The organism is Bradyrhizobium sp. HKCCYLRH2015 (genome assembly GCF_051168215.1).
Lineage (GTDB): Bacteria > Pseudomonadota > Alphaproteobacteria > Rhizobiales > Xanthobacteraceae > Bradyrhizobium.
This window is the reverse complement of sequence record NZ_JBNPUO010000004.1, coordinates 227,645-242,418: the sequence shown is the minus strand read 5'-3', so window position 1 is coordinate 242,418 and position 14,774 is coordinate 227,645. Positions and strand designations below refer to the sequence as shown.

At 66.1% G+C, this 14,774-nt stretch carries 17 protein-coding genes; 8 read left to right on the top strand and 9 right to left on the bottom strand.

Translation table 11 applies throughout. From position 1 onward, the window contains the following. The first annotated feature begins 92 nt into the window (after positions 1–92). The 4 genes from ACQR1H_RS12300 (at position 93) to ACQR1H_RS12285 (ending at position 3,221) form a co-directional block, all read left to right on the top strand. The gene (locus tag ACQR1H_RS12300) at positions 93–1,568 is read left to right on the top strand and encodes a helix-turn-helix domain-containing protein (protein ID WP_434907594.1); all 1,476 of its coding nucleotides are present in this window, start codon (positions 93–95) and stop codon (positions 1,566–1,568) included. Between the two features lie 159 nt (positions 1,569–1,727). After that, positions 1,728–2,138, top strand: a complete 411-nt coding sequence (locus tag ACQR1H_RS12295) for a hypothetical protein (protein WP_434907593.1) — start codon at positions 1,728–1,730, stop codon at positions 2,136–2,138. A gap of 145 nt (positions 2,139–2,283) precedes the next feature. Then, the gene (locus ACQR1H_RS12290; RefSeq protein ID WP_315800050.1) at positions 2,284–2,697 is read left to right on the top strand and encodes a response regulator; all 414 of its coding nucleotides are present in this window, start codon (positions 2,284–2,286) and stop codon (positions 2,695–2,697) included. 95 nt (positions 2,698–2,792) lie between these two features. Then, positions 2,793–3,221, top strand: coding sequence for a group II truncated hemoglobin (locus ACQR1H_RS12285; protein ID WP_316164804.1), 429 nt, complete (start codon positions 2,793–2,795; stop codon positions 3,219–3,221). 12 nt (positions 3,222–3,233) lie between these two features. Here the strand turns inward: ACQR1H_RS12285 and ACQR1H_RS12280 are convergent, their stop codons facing one another. The 5 genes from ACQR1H_RS12280 to ACQR1H_RS12260 all read right to left on the bottom strand — a co-directional run bounded on the left by ACQR1H_RS12280 (position 3,234) and on the right by ACQR1H_RS12260 (position 5,616). Continuing rightward, complete coding sequence (locus tag ACQR1H_RS12280; protein WP_315800052.1) at positions 3,234–3,428, bottom strand: hypothetical protein; 195 nt, start codon at positions 3,426–3,428, stop codon at positions 3,234–3,236. Between the two features lie 47 nt (positions 3,429–3,475). After that, positions 3,476–3,862, bottom strand: a complete 387-nt coding sequence (locus ACQR1H_RS12275; RefSeq protein ID WP_315800053.1) for an NUDIX hydrolase — start codon at positions 3,860–3,862, stop codon at positions 3,476–3,478. A 146-nt stretch (positions 3,863–4,008) separates the two neighbouring features. Continuing rightward, a complete protein-coding gene (locus tag ACQR1H_RS12270; RefSeq protein WP_410051931.1) occupies positions 4,009–4,923 on the bottom strand; it encodes a hypothetical protein in 915 nt (304 codons plus the stop codon). A 265-nt stretch (positions 4,924–5,188) separates the two neighbouring features. Then, on the bottom strand, positions 5,189–5,326 hold the full coding sequence (locus ACQR1H_RS12265; RefSeq protein WP_315800055.1) for a hypothetical protein: 138 nt from the start codon (positions 5,324–5,326) through the stop codon (positions 5,189–5,191). A 44-nt stretch (positions 5,327–5,370) separates the two neighbouring features. Continuing rightward, positions 5,371–5,616 (bottom strand): hypothetical protein, encoded by a 246-nt coding sequence (locus ACQR1H_RS12260; RefSeq protein WP_315800056.1) that lies wholly within the window; start codon positions 5,614–5,616, stop codon positions 5,371–5,373. 323 nt (positions 5,617–5,939) lie between these two features. On the opposite strand from ACQR1H_RS12260, the gene ACQR1H_RS12255 reads away from it, so the two are divergent. Beyond that, positions 5,940–6,293 carry a DUF6481 family protein gene (locus ACQR1H_RS12255; protein WP_315800057.1) on the top strand — a complete coding sequence of 118 codons (354 nt, stop codon included), beginning with the start codon at positions 5,940–5,942 and terminating at the stop codon, positions 6,291–6,293. A 119-nt stretch (positions 6,294–6,412) separates the two neighbouring features. Here ACQR1H_RS12255 and ACQR1H_RS12250 read toward each other — a convergent pair whose 3' ends face one another. Next, entirely contained in the window at positions 6,413–6,652 is a 240-nt protein-coding gene (locus ACQR1H_RS12250; RefSeq protein WP_316178846.1) for a pentapeptide MXKDX repeat protein, read from the bottom strand. Between the two features lie 365 nt (positions 6,653–7,017). Between ACQR1H_RS12250 and ACQR1H_RS12245 the strand changes: the two genes are divergently transcribed. The 3 genes from ACQR1H_RS12245 to ACQR1H_RS12235 are packed head-to-tail and all read left to right on the top strand — an operon-like array spanning position 7,018 to position 9,944. Next, entirely contained in the window at positions 7,018–8,040 is a 1,023-nt protein-coding gene (locus ACQR1H_RS12245; RefSeq protein ID WP_316178848.1) for a TRAP transporter substrate-binding protein, read from the top strand. A gap of 3 nt (positions 8,041–8,043) precedes the next feature. Then, positions 8,044–8,589: a TRAP transporter small permease gene (locus ACQR1H_RS12240; RefSeq protein WP_315800060.1), complete on the top strand. Its 546-nt coding sequence runs from the start codon at positions 8,044–8,046 to the stop codon at positions 8,587–8,589. Beyond that, complete coding sequence (locus tag ACQR1H_RS12235; RefSeq protein WP_315800061.1) at positions 8,586–9,944, top strand: TRAP transporter large permease; 1,359 nt, start codon at positions 8,586–8,588, stop codon at positions 9,942–9,944. The genes ACQR1H_RS12240 and ACQR1H_RS12235 overlap by 4 nt, the downstream gene beginning before the upstream one ends. Positions 9,945–10,009: 65 nt before the next feature. On the opposite strand, the gene ACQR1H_RS12230 is transcribed toward ACQR1H_RS12235, so the two are convergent. Genes ACQR1H_RS12230 through ACQR1H_RS12220 form a run of 3 tightly spaced genes read right to left on the bottom strand, consistent with a single transcriptional unit; the run spans position 10,010 to position 14,563 of the window. Further along, the gene (locus tag ACQR1H_RS12230) at positions 10,010–10,924 is read right to left on the bottom strand and encodes a hydroxymethylglutaryl-CoA lyase (protein WP_316215765.1); all 915 of its coding nucleotides are present in this window, start codon (positions 10,922–10,924) and stop codon (positions 10,010–10,012) included. A gap of 22 nt (positions 10,925–10,946) precedes the next feature. After that, positions 10,947–12,953 (bottom strand): acetyl/propionyl/methylcrotonyl-CoA carboxylase subunit alpha, encoded by a 2,007-nt coding sequence (locus ACQR1H_RS12225; protein WP_316215764.1) that lies wholly within the window; start codon positions 12,951–12,953, stop codon positions 10,947–10,949. A 2-nt stretch (positions 12,954–12,955) separates the two neighbouring features. Further along, positions 12,956–14,563 (bottom strand): carboxyl transferase domain-containing protein, encoded by a 1,608-nt coding sequence (locus tag ACQR1H_RS12220; protein WP_434907592.1) that lies wholly within the window; start codon positions 14,561–14,563, stop codon positions 12,956–12,958. Between the last annotated feature and the right edge of the window lie 211 nt (positions 14,564–14,774).

Here is a 14,774-nt window from a genome sequence, read left to right as displayed (position 1 = left end):
GACGGCGGACCAGACATTGCGCGGAAAACTTGTCACACTTTACAAACTTCTCGTGTATAGCTGTAAGGAGATTACAAGACCGGGATATGGCCATGACCACCGCCACGGCACGATCGATCTTCATGGGCCCGCGCTTGCGCCGCCTGCGGCGCGAGCTCGGCCTGACCCAGGCCGACATGGCCGCGGACCTCGAAATCTCAGCGCCTTACGTCGCGCTCCTGGAGCGCAACCAGAGGCCGGTCACCGCCGACATGCTGCTGCGGCTGGCGCGGACCTACAAGATCGACCTGGCCGATCTCGCCGGCGACGGCGGCGCCGACCATACCGCGCGGATGCAGTCGGTGCTCAAGGACCCGATGTTCTCAGACATCGACATCCCCGCGCTGGAGATCTCCGACCTCGCCGTCAGCTATCCCGGCATGGCCGAGGCGTTCCTGCGCCTCTACACGGCGTATCGCGAGGAGCAGCTCGCGCTGGCCGAGCAGCGCGCCCCGGCGCCGGCAGGCAGCGCGCCGCGCGTCGGCAATGACGGCTTCGACGCCAACGATCCCGTCGCCGACGTCCGCCGCTTCCTCGCCGCCCGCCGCAACAACTTTGCCCAGCTCGACGATGCCGCCGAGCGGCTGGCGCAGGCGATCTTCCAGGGGGCGCCGACGGGGGCTCCGCAGGTCTCCGCCGGACCGGCCGGCTTCATCGAGCGGTTTCGCGCGCGGCACAATCTGCAGGTCCGCTACATGCCACCGAACGTGATGCTCGGCTCGCTCAGGCGGCTCGACCTGCACCGCCGGCAGCTACTGATCGAGGATTCACTGGACAGCGCGAGCCTGAAATTCGAGCTCGCCCGGCAGCTCGCCTATCTCGAGCTCGACACCGAGATCGGCGCGGCCTTGGAGGACGGCAAGTTCGCCAGCAAGACCGCCGAGCTGCTGGCGCGCCGCGCGCTCGCGGCCTACGCGGCGGCGGCGATCATCATGCCCTATTCGATCTTTGCGAAAGCGGTCGATGCGCGGGCGTATGATCTGGAGGCACTGGCGCGCCAGTTCGGCACCAGCTTCGAGCAGACCGCGCATCGCGTCACCACCCTGCAGAAGCCGGGCGCGGAGCGGATCCCGTTCTTCCTGATCCGGGTCGATCCCGCCGGCAACGTGTCAAAGCTGCTCGACGGCGCCGGCTTCCCATTCGCGCGCCATGGCGGCGCCTGCCCGCTGTGGTCGGTGCACGGCATCTTCAAGACGCCGCGCCAGATCGTGACGCAATGGCTGGAGCTGCCCGACGGCCGCCGGTTCTTCTCGATCGCCCGCACGGTGACCGCCGGTGGCGGCTCCTATGGCGCGGTGCGCGTCGAGCGGGCGATCGCGGTCGGCTGCGCTGCCGAGCATGCGGGGCAGCTGATCTACACCCGCGACGGCCACGGGCCTGATGCCGACGATCCGGCCCCGATCGGGGTCGCCTGCCGGGTCTGCCACCGCCCGAAATGCGCGGCACGCTCGGCGCCGCCGATCGGGCGCGAGATCCTGCCGGACGATTTCAGGACGTCGTCGGTTCCGTTCGGGTTTTCGGCGGATTGAGCAGCGGATGGCCGTGGAACCAGGAACTCGCCGGGACCCGGGCCACAGGCGAAAATCCGCCGGATCGGGCTGCAAATCGGCCCTGGACACCATGGCCCTTGACGGAACAGCCATAAACCGGACAAAGATTGCGCCAAAATGTCGCGGCGGAGGTTGGCCATGAGATACGTCGACGGCGTAGTGATGTTCCTCAGCCTGTGGCTGCTGGCATCGATGGTCCTCGACGCCGTGACGCCGCCCGAGCTGAACTTCTACATGATCGGCCCGATCATTGCGCCGGCCGCGATCATCGCCGGCTTCCTGTACTGGCTCCGCATCCCCTCCCGCGACTTCGTGCTGGCGTCCGCAGCTATCTGGATGGTCTGCGAGATGACGATGGAGATGATCACGCCCAAGCCGCTGTCGCCGCTGCTGGCGGTGGCCGCCGTCGCGCCGCTGCTGGTGGCCGGCATCCTTCTGCACGTCGAGCACTGGCGCCGGCCGGGCGGGCGCCTGCCTCCGGCCGATTCGGCAGGGATGACCGATCTGCCGGGCTCCTCCAAAGCCATGCCGAGCCGTCGGCCGTTCTGAGCCGTTCCGCGCGGGCGCCGGCAATGGCGGATAGCGTGCAGATTTTCCGTTGTTCTACGGGACCCGATGTTTACGAGGAAATCAGAAACCCCCTCTTAAGTTCCGCAGGTCCATCTGTAGCCGACACACCAGCCGCGCGGGGACCATGCTGAACGAACTTCTCGTGATCGAAGATGCCGACGTTCATCTGTCGATCCTGCGCAAGATCGCCGTGCAGGCGGGCTTTGCGACGACCGGCGTGAACTCGGTCGACGGCGCGATGAACGTGCTGCGCCGGCGCAACTTCGAATGCATCACGCTCGACCTCAATCTCGGTGAGCGCTCCGGCACCGAGGTGTTGCAGCTGTTGGCGGACATCAAGTCCCGCACGCCGGTGCTGATCATCAGCGGCTCCGACGATCAGACCCGCGACGTCACGGTCCGCGCCGGCAAGATCCTCGGCCTGAACGTCTATCCGCCGTTCTCCAAGCCGGTCGATCTCGCTCTGCTCCGACAGACGCTGCGCCAGATCGCCGCCGACACCGACCGGCAGCGCCTCGTCAAAGCCAGCATCCGCTAGCCCGAACGCACGCGCGTTTTCCCGCTTGATCCAGATCAAGGCGCCATACCTCTGCCGCTTGTTGGCTGCAGAGGGGCGAGCGGAAACGAGATGCGATGACGGCAGCGAATTCGGCTAACGAAGCAGAAGCAGTTGTGAACGAGGCGACGCCCTATGAGCTCGTAGGCGGCGAGGCCGGCGTGCGCCGTCTGGCGGAGCGCTTTTACACCATCATGGACCAGGAGCCCGGCGCCAGCCGCATCCGCGCGATGCACGACGCCGATCTTGGTCCGATCAAGCAGTTGCTGTTCGAATTTCTCAGTGGCTGGTTGGGCGGGCCGGCGCTTTATTTCGAGCGGGCCGAACATCGCTGCATCATGTCCGCGCACCGTCCGTATCCGATCGGCGACGCCGAGCGCGACGAATGGATGACGTGCATGCGCCGCGCGATGTTCGATTGCGACATCACGGGCGACATGTATGCGTTGCTGGATCAAGCGTTTCTGCGGATGGCGAACGCATTCCGGAGCCGCAAGGCGAGCTGACAGGAACTCCCGTCAGCCCGACTTGGCGGCGGCCTCCCGGGCCAGACGCTCGGCCCGGAGCCGCTCGCGGTTGGCGTAAAAGGCGCGCTGGGCCGCCTCATGCTCGCGCATGGCTTGTTCGGCATCAGCCCTGCGGCTGGCGTCACGCGCTCGACGCTCTTCCGGCGTGAGGACGCGAGGCTGTCTGTCTGTGTTATCGTAAGGCATGGGCAGATAACGCCCAGGCGGCCGGGATGTTCCCAGCCCGCGACGGTTCAGTCCGGCTTTCGTGGAAACAGCTGGTCGCGGATGTAGCGCGACGTCGGCGTCAGGCTGAGTCCGTAGGGCTTTTGCCACACCGCGCGGTCGATCTCCTTCTTGTCTCCGATCTCCAGGCGCCCTTTGGCATGCTTGGCGATGAAGATGGCATCGCTCATCTTGCGACCCGAGCGCTTGTTCTTGGCGGTGACTTCCTTCCATAGCCGCAGCCGGCCGAGCTTGAGCTTGGGAAGCTCCTCCTTGATCTCGCGCTTCAGGCAGTCCTTCGCCGTCTCCTGCGCGCGTTTGCGGCCACCCGGAAACATCCAGCGCCCGTCGGCCCGGCGCCGGACCAGGAGAACCCTTCCGCCCTTGGCGGCAACCAGCTTGGACGCCTTGGTCATGGCCCAGGAGCTCTCACCTCTCGAACAATGAAGCGGAGTCTATCAAGATTCGCTCCCACTCCTGCTCCGGAGCTTTGCGGAGATTCGGCCACAACTCCGCAGCGGCCAACCAAGCTCAGCGCAGCGCTCCGACCGCCGGCGGCGGCTCAGTAGCAGGAGCGCGGATCGACCGCGACATACTCTCCCGACGGATATCGATAGTAGCAATTGCCCTGCGACAGATAATAGCCCGGTCGCGCCGCAGCCGTAGCGCCGGCGATCGCCCCGGTGGCACCACCAAGCACGGCGCCCGCCGCGGCACCGCCCGCCTTGCCGGTGAGGATACCGCCGAGCACCCCGCCGATGATCGCGCCCCCGAGCGCGCTGGCACCCGGATCGACTTCGGCCGGAGGCGGCGCCGGCTCGTAGGCGACCGGCGGGGGCGCCTCGTAGGCCGCCGACGGCGCATAGACCACATCGTCAGCATAGTCCTCCGACACGTAGGTCGGCGGTCCTTCCATGGGCTCGGGATAATAGTACCAGACGCCACCGACGTCCCACCACCAGCCCGGACGGCCATTGTGAACCTCGTGCCGCCATCGGCCACCCTCCCAGCCGACCCGGCCGCGATAAGACTGCCCACCATAGTCGCGCACCGCGACCCGGCCGTGCGCATAACGCGCATCCGGTCCCCGCCCGGCCATCGCCGGACCAGGGCCCGGCCCGTGGCCCGCTGCGTAGCCCTGACCGGCTCCCGGCGGACGTCCCTGCTGCGCCACCGGCGCAGGCTGACGTCCCTGAGGGGCAACGGCAGCCCGCGGCGGTGCGCCCGGCTGTGCTCCCTGCGGCTGGCCGGCCATGGGACCGGCTTGCCGCGGAATCTGGACATGGGGTTGGCCGCCCGGCTGCCCACCCTGGGCCGGCGCTTGGCGAATGACACCCGGCGGGCGGGCCTGGGGCGAATGCCCGGCACCAGGACCAGCCTGGTCCTGGGTTTGCGCCCAGGCTTGGGCGGGGATCCCGACCGCGGTCAGGATTGCGATCGCAGGCAGCCACCGTGTGCTCTGGTTGGACAACATCATTCTCCCCTACCCTTGATCACCCGCCGTCCGCGCTGATTGCCACGGACGCCAAGTGTAATGCGGATTGATCATCCCGGATCGCCGGCTTCGGCGCGCATGATCCGGACACATCATAGTTTCCGCGACAAACGGGTAAAATCCGGACTATTTTGCGGCTAGGTCAACCTGCTGCCGTCAGGTTAACCGAGATGCCGGCTGATTCGCCGCTTCGATCATGCAACCTTGCTGGCGCGGCCCTGCTGATCCGGTACGAGCTGATCGGCGGTCACCGGTCGGGCACGATCACATTGCAGTTGGTTCGTCCCGACATCAGGCAATCCTGCATCTGGCTTGCCGAGGTCAGGCTGCGGGCCAGCCACACGCCGAAGGCCACGACGAGCGCCGCGAACACCAGTGCCGCCATGGCACCGCGTCTATCCGGCCCCTGCGTACTCATCGCCGGTGCGCCTAGGCGGCACGCAGGCCAGCGGCCTCACCGTGCGGTTGCTGCTGCTGGCGAGATGCCGGCGAGATCGATTCGATACGGGTGCAGCTCGTCACCCAGAACAGCTGCCCGCATTCCCATTCGGAACCCAGCACACCGGCCGAAACGGGCCGCGGGCGGGCGAGGACCGCGGTCATCACGCATGCGCTGACCACGAGAGCGACGAGCGCGAGGCCGAGCGCCATGCGCCCGCGGCGAACAGAGATCATGCCGGTCAACTCCGTTGGACGTCGCACCCGGGCGGTGCGCTGGTGCCCGCGAGGCGTGAAGCGACTCACAGCCGGCCGACCTGCGTCAGCGACGGGGGTGCTTACATAGCCTCCGGCGAGCGCCATGCAAGCGCTAGGCAGGTCGGATGTGGAGGAGCGGCGATAAAGCATTTGTCATCGACGCATGCGATCCTATACACACGGGCTCGCGTCGGCCTCCGCTCGTGTTCACGATCTCGTGGAAGAATTGCCTGGCGGCGCGTGCAGCCCCTGACCGACCACACCCTGATCGAACACCCAAATAGCGAAGTGACGACGTCTCCATGAGAGGATTCAAGGAACCTGGATTTGCCGATCGGCAGAAGGCCGCGCAGCAGGCCCGCCAGAGCATCGTGCAGAAGTTCAAATCGCAGCCGGGACCGGACGATCCCGAAGTCGTGAAGCGACGGCAGGAGCGCGAAGCTGCCGCCGCCCGCCGCGAGCAGCAGCGATTGGAGCGCGAGGCCGCCAAGGCGGAGCAGAAGCGCCTCGAGGAAGAGGCCAAAGCTGCCGAGATTGCCCGGCTCGCGCGCGAGGCGGAAGACGAAGCCGCTCGCCTGGCCGAGATGGAGGCCGAGCAGAAGGCGAAGCGCGATGCGCGCTACGCCGCGCGCAAGGCCCGCGGAAAGAAGAAGTAAGCAGCAACGCCGCCGCCACGAGACCTGCGTGCCGTCGCGTCCGGCATCGCGCGGCTCCTCACTTCATCGGCGATGGGACTGATACGGTCGTCCCATCGCACGATGCCGGGCGAGACGACTTAGTTCTTCTTCATCATGCCGTCGTCCTTCTTCATCCCGTCCTTGGACATGGCATCGTCCTTCTTCATGCCGTCCTTGGCCATCGAATCCTTCTTCATGCCGTCGTGGGACATCGCGCCCTTTTTCATCCCATCGTCCTTGCTCATCTTGTCCTCCGCGAAGGCCACCGGCGCGACGGCCACGTTGAACGCGAGGGCGGCGGCGGAGATTCCGAGGATGAGGCGGCTACGATTGGTCATGATGATCGCTCCTTCGTATGACGGGGTTCGACGGCGACGGACGCGCCGTTCCTGGATATCGACGTTCCGATGAAGGCGATTGTTACGAACGCGGGCGAGAATTTTTGTTCGATCAAATTTGACTCGAATGCGTCCCGTTCCGGAATCAAGGACACAATTTTGCCCGGCAAGATCATGTTAGTACAACCCGCGCAAGGGATTCACAGGCCGGTACGTGCGCCGCAGCAATATGTCGCTTCCCATGCATTTGGCCTCGAACGAACTGCCTAGTTCGGCTAGAGGTAAGTCCGGTAGATTGGTTGGTATAACTCACGCCAACGAACCCGGGTCGGGAACCCAACCAGAAGTTGTCCAGGGGAAATCTCATGCTCACACGCCGTCATGTCATCGCATCCGCGCTCGCTGCGCCGGCCATTCTGCGTTTTGGAACCGGCACGGCCCATGCAGCAACGACGCTGAAGATCTCTCACCAGTTTCCCGGCGGCACCATCGACAAGGGCGATTTCCGCGACCGGCTCTGCCGGGTGTTCTCCGAGGAGGTTGCGAAGCGCTCCGGCGGCGAGATCGCGACCGAGATCTATCCGAATTCCTCGCTCATCAAGACCGTCGCGCAATTCTCGGCCATGCGGAAGGGCGCGCTCGACATCAGCCTTTATCCGATGCCTTACGCCGGCGGCGAGGTGCCCGAGACCAACATCGGGCTGATGCCGGGTCTGGTCACGACCTACGACCAGGGGATGCGCTGGAAGAACGAGCCGGTCGGCAAGACGCTGAGCGATTTTCTGGCCGACAAGGGCATCATCCTGCTCACCTGGGTCTGGCAGGCGGGCGGGGTCGCCAGCCGATCACGGCCGCTGGTGGCGCCCGAGGATGCCAAGGGCATGAAGGTGCGCGGCGGCTCGCGCGAGATGGACATGGTGCTGCAGACCGCCGGCGCCTCGGTGCTGTCGGTTCCGTCGAATGAAATCTATACCGCGATGCAGACCGGTGCCTGCGATGCCGGCATTACCTCGTCGACCAGCCTGATCTCGTTCCGGCTGGAAGAGGTGTCGAAGGCCCTCACCTCCGGAGCCAAGGCGTCGTACTGGTTCATGCTCGAGCCGCTGATGATGTCCAAGGCCTCGTTCGACAAGCTGCCGAAGAACCAACAGGACATCATCCTCGCGGTCGGCGCGGAGATGGAGGCGTTCGGGCGCAAGGGCGCGCAGGACGACGACATCGAAGTTGCCAAGGTCTACGAAAAGGCCGGCGCCAAGGTTACGGAGCTCGATGTCGAGACCGTCAACAAATGGCGCGACATTGCCCGTGACACGGCCTGGAAGGACTATGGCGGCAGGTCCGCGAACTGCGCCAAGCTCCTCAAACTCGCCTCCGACGTCGCGGCCTGATTGATGCACGCGCCCGTTCTCGATACCGAGGCCACGACGGCCATCGGCGCCAGCGGTCCGCTGGCGCCGCTCCAGCGTGTTGTCTCGCTGCTCAATCGCATCATCGTCGTTCTGGCCGCGTTCGCACTGGTCGCGGCCTGCCTCATCCTGAGCTACAGCGTGGCGGGCCGTGCACTGTTCAAGGCCGCCAACTACTGGCAGGACGAAGCCGCCGTGTTCTTGCTCGTCGGCGCAACCTTCATGACTGCAGCCTATGTGCAGGAGCATCGCGGCCACGTCAGCATCGAAGCCTTCGTTGGGCTGATGTCGCCGCTCGCCAACAAGATCAGGCTCTGGCTGGTCGACGTCGCGAGCTTTTTGTTTTGTGCCTTCTTCACCTGGAAATCCTGGACCCTGACACATGAGGCCTGGGTCGATGGTCAGGTCTCGAATTCGATGTGGTCGCCGCCGCTGGCGATTCCCTACGGCCTGATGGCCGCGGGAATGACCCTGCTGTGCCTGCAGATGCTGCTGCAGATCGTGGCTCCGCTGACCGGAGCGCGTCGATGAGCGTGTTCGGAATTGGGGTTGCCTACGGACTCTCGACCCTGTTTGCGATGTTCGCGGGCATGCCGATCGCGTTCGCGCTCGGCGCCGTCGCCGTCGTGTTCATGGCCATCTACATGCCGACCGCGTCGCTCGATACGGTGACGCAGAACGTCTACGAGGAAATGGCGTCGATCACGCTGCTGTCGATCCCGCTGTTCATCCTCAAGGGCGCGGCGATCGGCCGCTCCCGCGCAGGCCAGGACCTCTACTCGGCGCTGCATGCGTGGCTGCATCGCGTGCCCGGCGGATTGGGCGTCGCCAACGTGTTCGCCTGCGCGCTGTTCGCGGCGATGGCGGGATCGTCCCCCGCGACCTGCTCGGCGATCGGCTCGGCCGGAATTCCCGAGATGCGCAAGCGCGGCTATTCCGGCGGCTTCGCCGCAGGCATCATCGCCGCCGGCGGCACGCTCGGCATTCTGCTTCCGCCCTCGATTACGATGATCCTGTTCGCGATCGCGGCGGAGAAATCGCTGGGACGGCTGTTCCTGGCCGGTATCGGCCCCGGGCTGCTGCTGGTGACCCTGTTCGGCGTCTATTCGGTGGTGCGCTTCCGGCAGGAATATGCGCGCGCGAAAGCCGTCTATGAGAAGTCGGGCGCGTGGTCGGACATCCTGACCAAGGACGATTTTACGATGGCGCAGCGCTTCTCCGTGCTGCCACGCGTGATTCCGTTCGTGCTGCTCCTGACCGGCGTCATGGTCGCGCTCTATGGCGGCCTCGCCACGCCATCGGAAACAGCCGGTCTCGGCGGCATCCTCGCGCTCGTGCTGATCGCGATCATCTACCGCGTCTGGAGCCCGGCCGATCTCGCGCCCATCATGAAGGCGACGCTGCGCGAATCGACCATGCTGATGCTGATCATCGGCATGTCGCTGCTGTACTCCTACGTGATGAGCTACCTGCACATCTCGCAGTCGGTGGCGGAGTCCATCGTGGCGATGCACCTGCCGCGCTGGGAACTGTTGTTCGCGATCCTGCTGATGGTGGTCGTGCTCGGCTTCTTCCTGCCGCCGGTATCGATCATCCTGATGACGGCGCCGATCATCCTGCCGCCGTTGCGGGCAGCAAACTTCGACATCATCTGGTTCGGCGTGGTGATGACGATCGTGATGGAGATGGGCCTGATTCACCCGCCGGTGGGTCTCAACATCTTCGTCATCAGGAACGTCGCGCCGGACATCCCGCTGCGCGAGGTGATCTGGGGCACGCTGCCGTTCGTCCTGCTGATGATGGCCGCCGTGCTGCTGCTCTGCTTCGTGCCGCAGATCTCGACGGCGCTGCCGGATCTCGTGATGGGGCCGGATCTCAGCCGCTGACGCAGCGACGAATGGCGACTAGGACGTAGCGAATAGGGATTGGCGATAGGTTCAGCCCCCGTTCGCTATTCGCCATTCGCTGCTCGCCTGTTCTTCGCATTCAGCGCGCCGGCAACGCGGCTGACCGGGGGCCGGCCGAGCAGCCGGCTGATTTCGTTGGTGGCGGCCAGCAGTTTCGTCATGTCGACGCCGGTGCGGATGCCCATGCCTTCGAGCATGTAGACGACGTCCTCGGTCGCGACATTTCCCGTCGCGCCCGGAGCGAACGGGCAGCCGCCGAGGCCGCCGGCGGCGGCATCGATGACGCGGACGCCCTCCTCCATGCCCACATAGAGATTGGCCAGCGCCTGGCCGTAGGTGTCGTGGAAATGCATCGCAAGATGCATCACGGGCACATCGTCGCAGACGGCGCGCAGCATCTGCTTGGCCTTGAGCGGCGTGCCGACGCCGATCGTGTCGCCCAGCGAGACCTCGTAGCAGCCCAGGTCCCACAGCGCCTTCGCCACGCCGGCTACCGCCTGCGGCTTGATCTCGCCTTCATAGGGACAGCCGAGCGCGCAGGAGACGTAGCCGCGCACCTTGACGCCGTCGGTCCTGGCGTGGGCGATCACCGGCTTGAAGCGCTCCAGCGACTCCGCGATCGAACAGTTGATGTTGGCGCGGGAGAAGCTCTCAGAGGCCGCCGTGAACACGGAAATCACCCTGGCGCCCGCAGCGCGCGCGGCCTCATAGCCCTTCACATTGGGCACCAGCACATGGAATTCGCCGGGCAGCGCAGACACGCTGCGCATCACCTCATCCGATCCCACCATCTGCGGGATCGCCTTAGGCGAGACGAAGGCGCCGACCTCGACGGTCGCCAGGCCGGCGTTCACCAGCGCGCGGACAAAGGCGATGCGATCGGCCACGCCGACCAACGTCTTCTCGTTCTGCAGGCCGTCGCGCGGGCCCATTTCGATGATGCGCACGCTCTCGCTCATGCCGACCTCTCTGGTTCGAGGATCAGGCGGACGGTTCGAGGTCCGCCAGTTCGACGCCTTCCTGCACGATGTCGCCGACCTTGCACTTGATCGCCGTGAGCCGGCCTGCGAACGGCGCCCGCAGGGTCTGCTCCATCTTCATGACTTCGAGCGTCAGGATCGCCGCACCCTTCTCCAGGACGGCGCCTTCCTGCGCAAGCAGCGCCACGACGGTCCCCGGCAACGGCGCCACGATCTTGTCCTCGCCGGCCTGCTCCTCGTCGTCTCCGCCGAACGGATCGATCCAATGCAGGTCGAAACGACCGTTGCGGGTCCGCAGGTACAGCTCATGGCCCTCGATGACGGCCACCACATGGGATTTGACGCCGTCGCACACAAGGTCGAAGCCGCCGTCATCAGTCGGAATAGCCGAGAACGAGGTCTCACGCCCCTCGATCGACAGGCGCTGTACGCCGGAACCATAGGCCAGCGTGGCGGTCCGCGGTTCATTACCCGCGCCTTGGCGGAACGAGAACACGCGCTGTCGCAGTCCCACCGGCATCCAGCCGGATGCGCGCCACGGCGAGCCTTGCTCCTTCGCGGCCGCGATCTGCTCGCCGATGAGAATGGCCCCAACCGCGGCACAGACCTCGAGGTCGCCGGCCACCGCTCCTGACTGGGTCAGATGCGTCAGATGGCGCTCGATGAAACCGGTGTCGATCGCGTTCGCCACGACGTCGGGATGCGTCAGCAGCGACGACAGGAACGGGATGTTGCTGACGATGCCTCGGACGTCGGTGTCGTCAAGGCCGCGGTTGAGCCGCTCGATCGCGACCTCGCGGGTCGGCGCCCAGGCGATCATCTTGGCGAGCATCGCGTCGTAATAGGGCGAGACCGCATCGCCCTCGCGATAGCCGGCATCGATGCGCAGGCCGCCGGTTTCAGCGGGAAGCCGCCAGGTCTTGATCGTGCCGACTGAGGGCATGAAGTTCTTGGCGGGATTCTCCGCGTAGACGCGCGCCTCGATGGCATGGCCATGCAACCGGATCTGGTCCTGCGTCAGCGGCAGCTCTTCGCCGAAGGCGACGCGCAACTGCCATTCGACGAGATCGACCCCGGTGATCAACTCGGTGACGGGATGCTCGACCTGCAGACGCGTGTTCATCTCGATGAAGAACACGTCGCGGCCGTCGGAGACGAACTCGATGGTGCCGGCGCCGACATAGTTCACTGCGCCTGCCGCGCGACGCGCCGCAGCGCACACCGTGTCCCGCTGCGCCGGCGTCAACGTCGGCGACGGCGCCTCCTCGACCACCTTCTGGTGCCGGCGCTGCAGGGTGCATTCGCGCTCGAACAGCGAGACCAGATTGCCGTGGCTGTCGCCGACGATCTGCACCTCGATGTGACGCGGGCTCTCGACGAACTTCTCGATCAGCACGCGGTCGTCGCCGAACGCCGCCTTGGCCTCGCGCTTGGCGCTGGTGACGGCCTCGCTCAGATCGCCGGCCGCGTGGACCACGCGCATGCCGCGGCCGCCGCCGCCGGCGGACGCCTTGATCAGCACGGGAAAGCCGATCCGCGCGGCTTCATTGGCGAGCGTGGCGTCATCCTGCGCCTCGCCGTGATAGCCGGGCACCAGCGGCACGCCGGCCTGCTCCATCAGAAACTTCGAGCCGGACTTCGACCCCATCGCCGTGATCATCGCCGCGGTCGGCCCGACGAACACCAGCCCCGCATCGAGACAGGCCTGTGCGAACTCGGCGCTCTCGGACAGGAAGCCATAGCCAGGATGAACGGCCTCGGCACCGGTCTGCCTGGCGGCCTCGATCAGCCGCTCGACGTTGAGATAGGAGTCGCGGGCGCGCGCAGGGCCGAGCAGCACCGCTTCGTCGGCCAGCGCGACGTGCAACGCGTTGCGGTCGGCCTCGGAGTAGACCGCGACGGTCTTCAATCCCATCGCGCGCGCCGTGCGGATGACGCGCACGGCGATCTCGCCGCGGTTGGCAATCAGGAGCTTGCGAAAACGACGATACAATCCGGGACGAGCCATGATCACATCCTGAACAGGCCGAACCTGGTCGGCTCGACCGGGGCATTGGCGGCGGCGGACAATCCGAGGCCGAGCACGAGGCGGGTATCGGCGGGATCGATCACGCCATCGTCCCACAGCCGCGCCGTCGCGTAGTAGGGATTGCCCTGCGCCTCGTATTGCGCACGGATGGGCGCGCGGAATTTCTCTTCCTCGTCCGCCGGCCAGCTCTCACCCTTGGCCTCGATGCCGTCGCGGCGGACCTGGCTCAGCACCATCGCGGCCTGCTCGCCGCCCATCACCGAGATGCGCGCGTTCGGCCACATCCAGAGGAAACGCGGCGAATAGGCGCGCCCGCACATGCCGTAATTGCCGGCGCCGTAGGAGCCGCCGATCACGACCGTGAACTTCGGCACCGAGGCGGTCGCGACGGCCGTCACCAGCTTGGCGCCGTCACGGGCGATGCCGCCGGCCTCGTATTTCTTGCCGACCATGAAGCCGGTGATGTTCTGCAGGAACACCAGGGGAATGTTGCGCTGGCAGCACAGCTCGATGAAGTGCGCGCCCTTCAGCGAGCTCTCGCTGAACAGGATGCCGTTGTTGGCGATGATGCCGACCGGATGGCCCCAGATGTGGGCGAAGCCGCACACCAGCGTCTGGCCGTAGAGCTTCTTGAACTCGTCGAACTCCGAGCCGTCGACAACGCGGGCGATGATGTCGCGGACGTCGAACGGCTTGCGGCCGTCGGCGGGCACGACGCCGTAGATCTCTTCCGCCGCATAGCGCGGCTCGCGCACCTCGCGCATGTTCAGCACGGTGCGCGCGCCCGGCGGCTTCAGGGTGCCGACGATGCGGCGGGCGATGCCGATCGCATGGGCGTCGTTCTGCGCGTAGTGATCGGTCACGCCCGACTGTCGCGAATGCACGTCGGCGCCGCCGAGCTCCTCGGCGCTGACGACCTCGCCGGTCGCCGCCTTCACCAGCGGCGGACCGCCGAGAAAGATCGTGCCCTGGTTGCGCACGATGATGCTCTCGTCCGACATCGCCGGCACATAGGCGCCGCCGGCGGTGCACGAGCCCATCACGATCGCGATCTGCGGAATGCCCTGCGCCGACATCTGCGCCTGGTTGTAGAAGATCCGGCCGAAATGCCGCTCGTCCGGGAAGATCTCGTCCTGCAGCGGCAGGAACGCGCCGCCGGAGTCGACCATGTAGACGCAAGGCAGATTGTTCTGCCGCGCGATGTCCTGGGCGCGCAGATGCTTCTTCACCGTCATCGGGTAGTAGGTGCCGCCCTTGATGGTGGCGTCGTTGGCGACGACGACGCATTCGCGGCCGGCAATGCGGCCGATGCCGGTGACGATGCTCGCCGAATGGACGTCGCCGCCATAGAGCCCGTGCGCGGCCAATGGCGACAGCTCCAGGAACGCCGTTCCGGGGTCGAGCAGCAGGTCGACGCGCTGACGCGCCAGCATCTTGCCGCGCGACAAATGCCGCTTGCGCGAGGCCTCGCCGCCGCCCTCGGCGACCTGCCCCAGCTTCGTCCTGAGGTCGGCGACCAGCGCGCGCATGGCGTCGGCATTGCGGGCGAAATCGAAGGACGATGGATCGATCGTGGAGTGAAGCGTCATGACCGGCGTCTTCGTTGCGGGGCTGGAGGGGGAAGCCGTGGGAGCACGCGTCAGAGCGGTCGCGGCCGTTCAGGCCGCTGCGAGCCCGGGTGTACCATCTTTGCCCGCATGCTGTCCTCCCTGCCCGCCGGCCGCCCGGTTTGCGACCGTCCGTCCTTCTCGAATTAAACGATCATACGTTTTTAAATTCTATTCTCAAGCGGATTGTTGT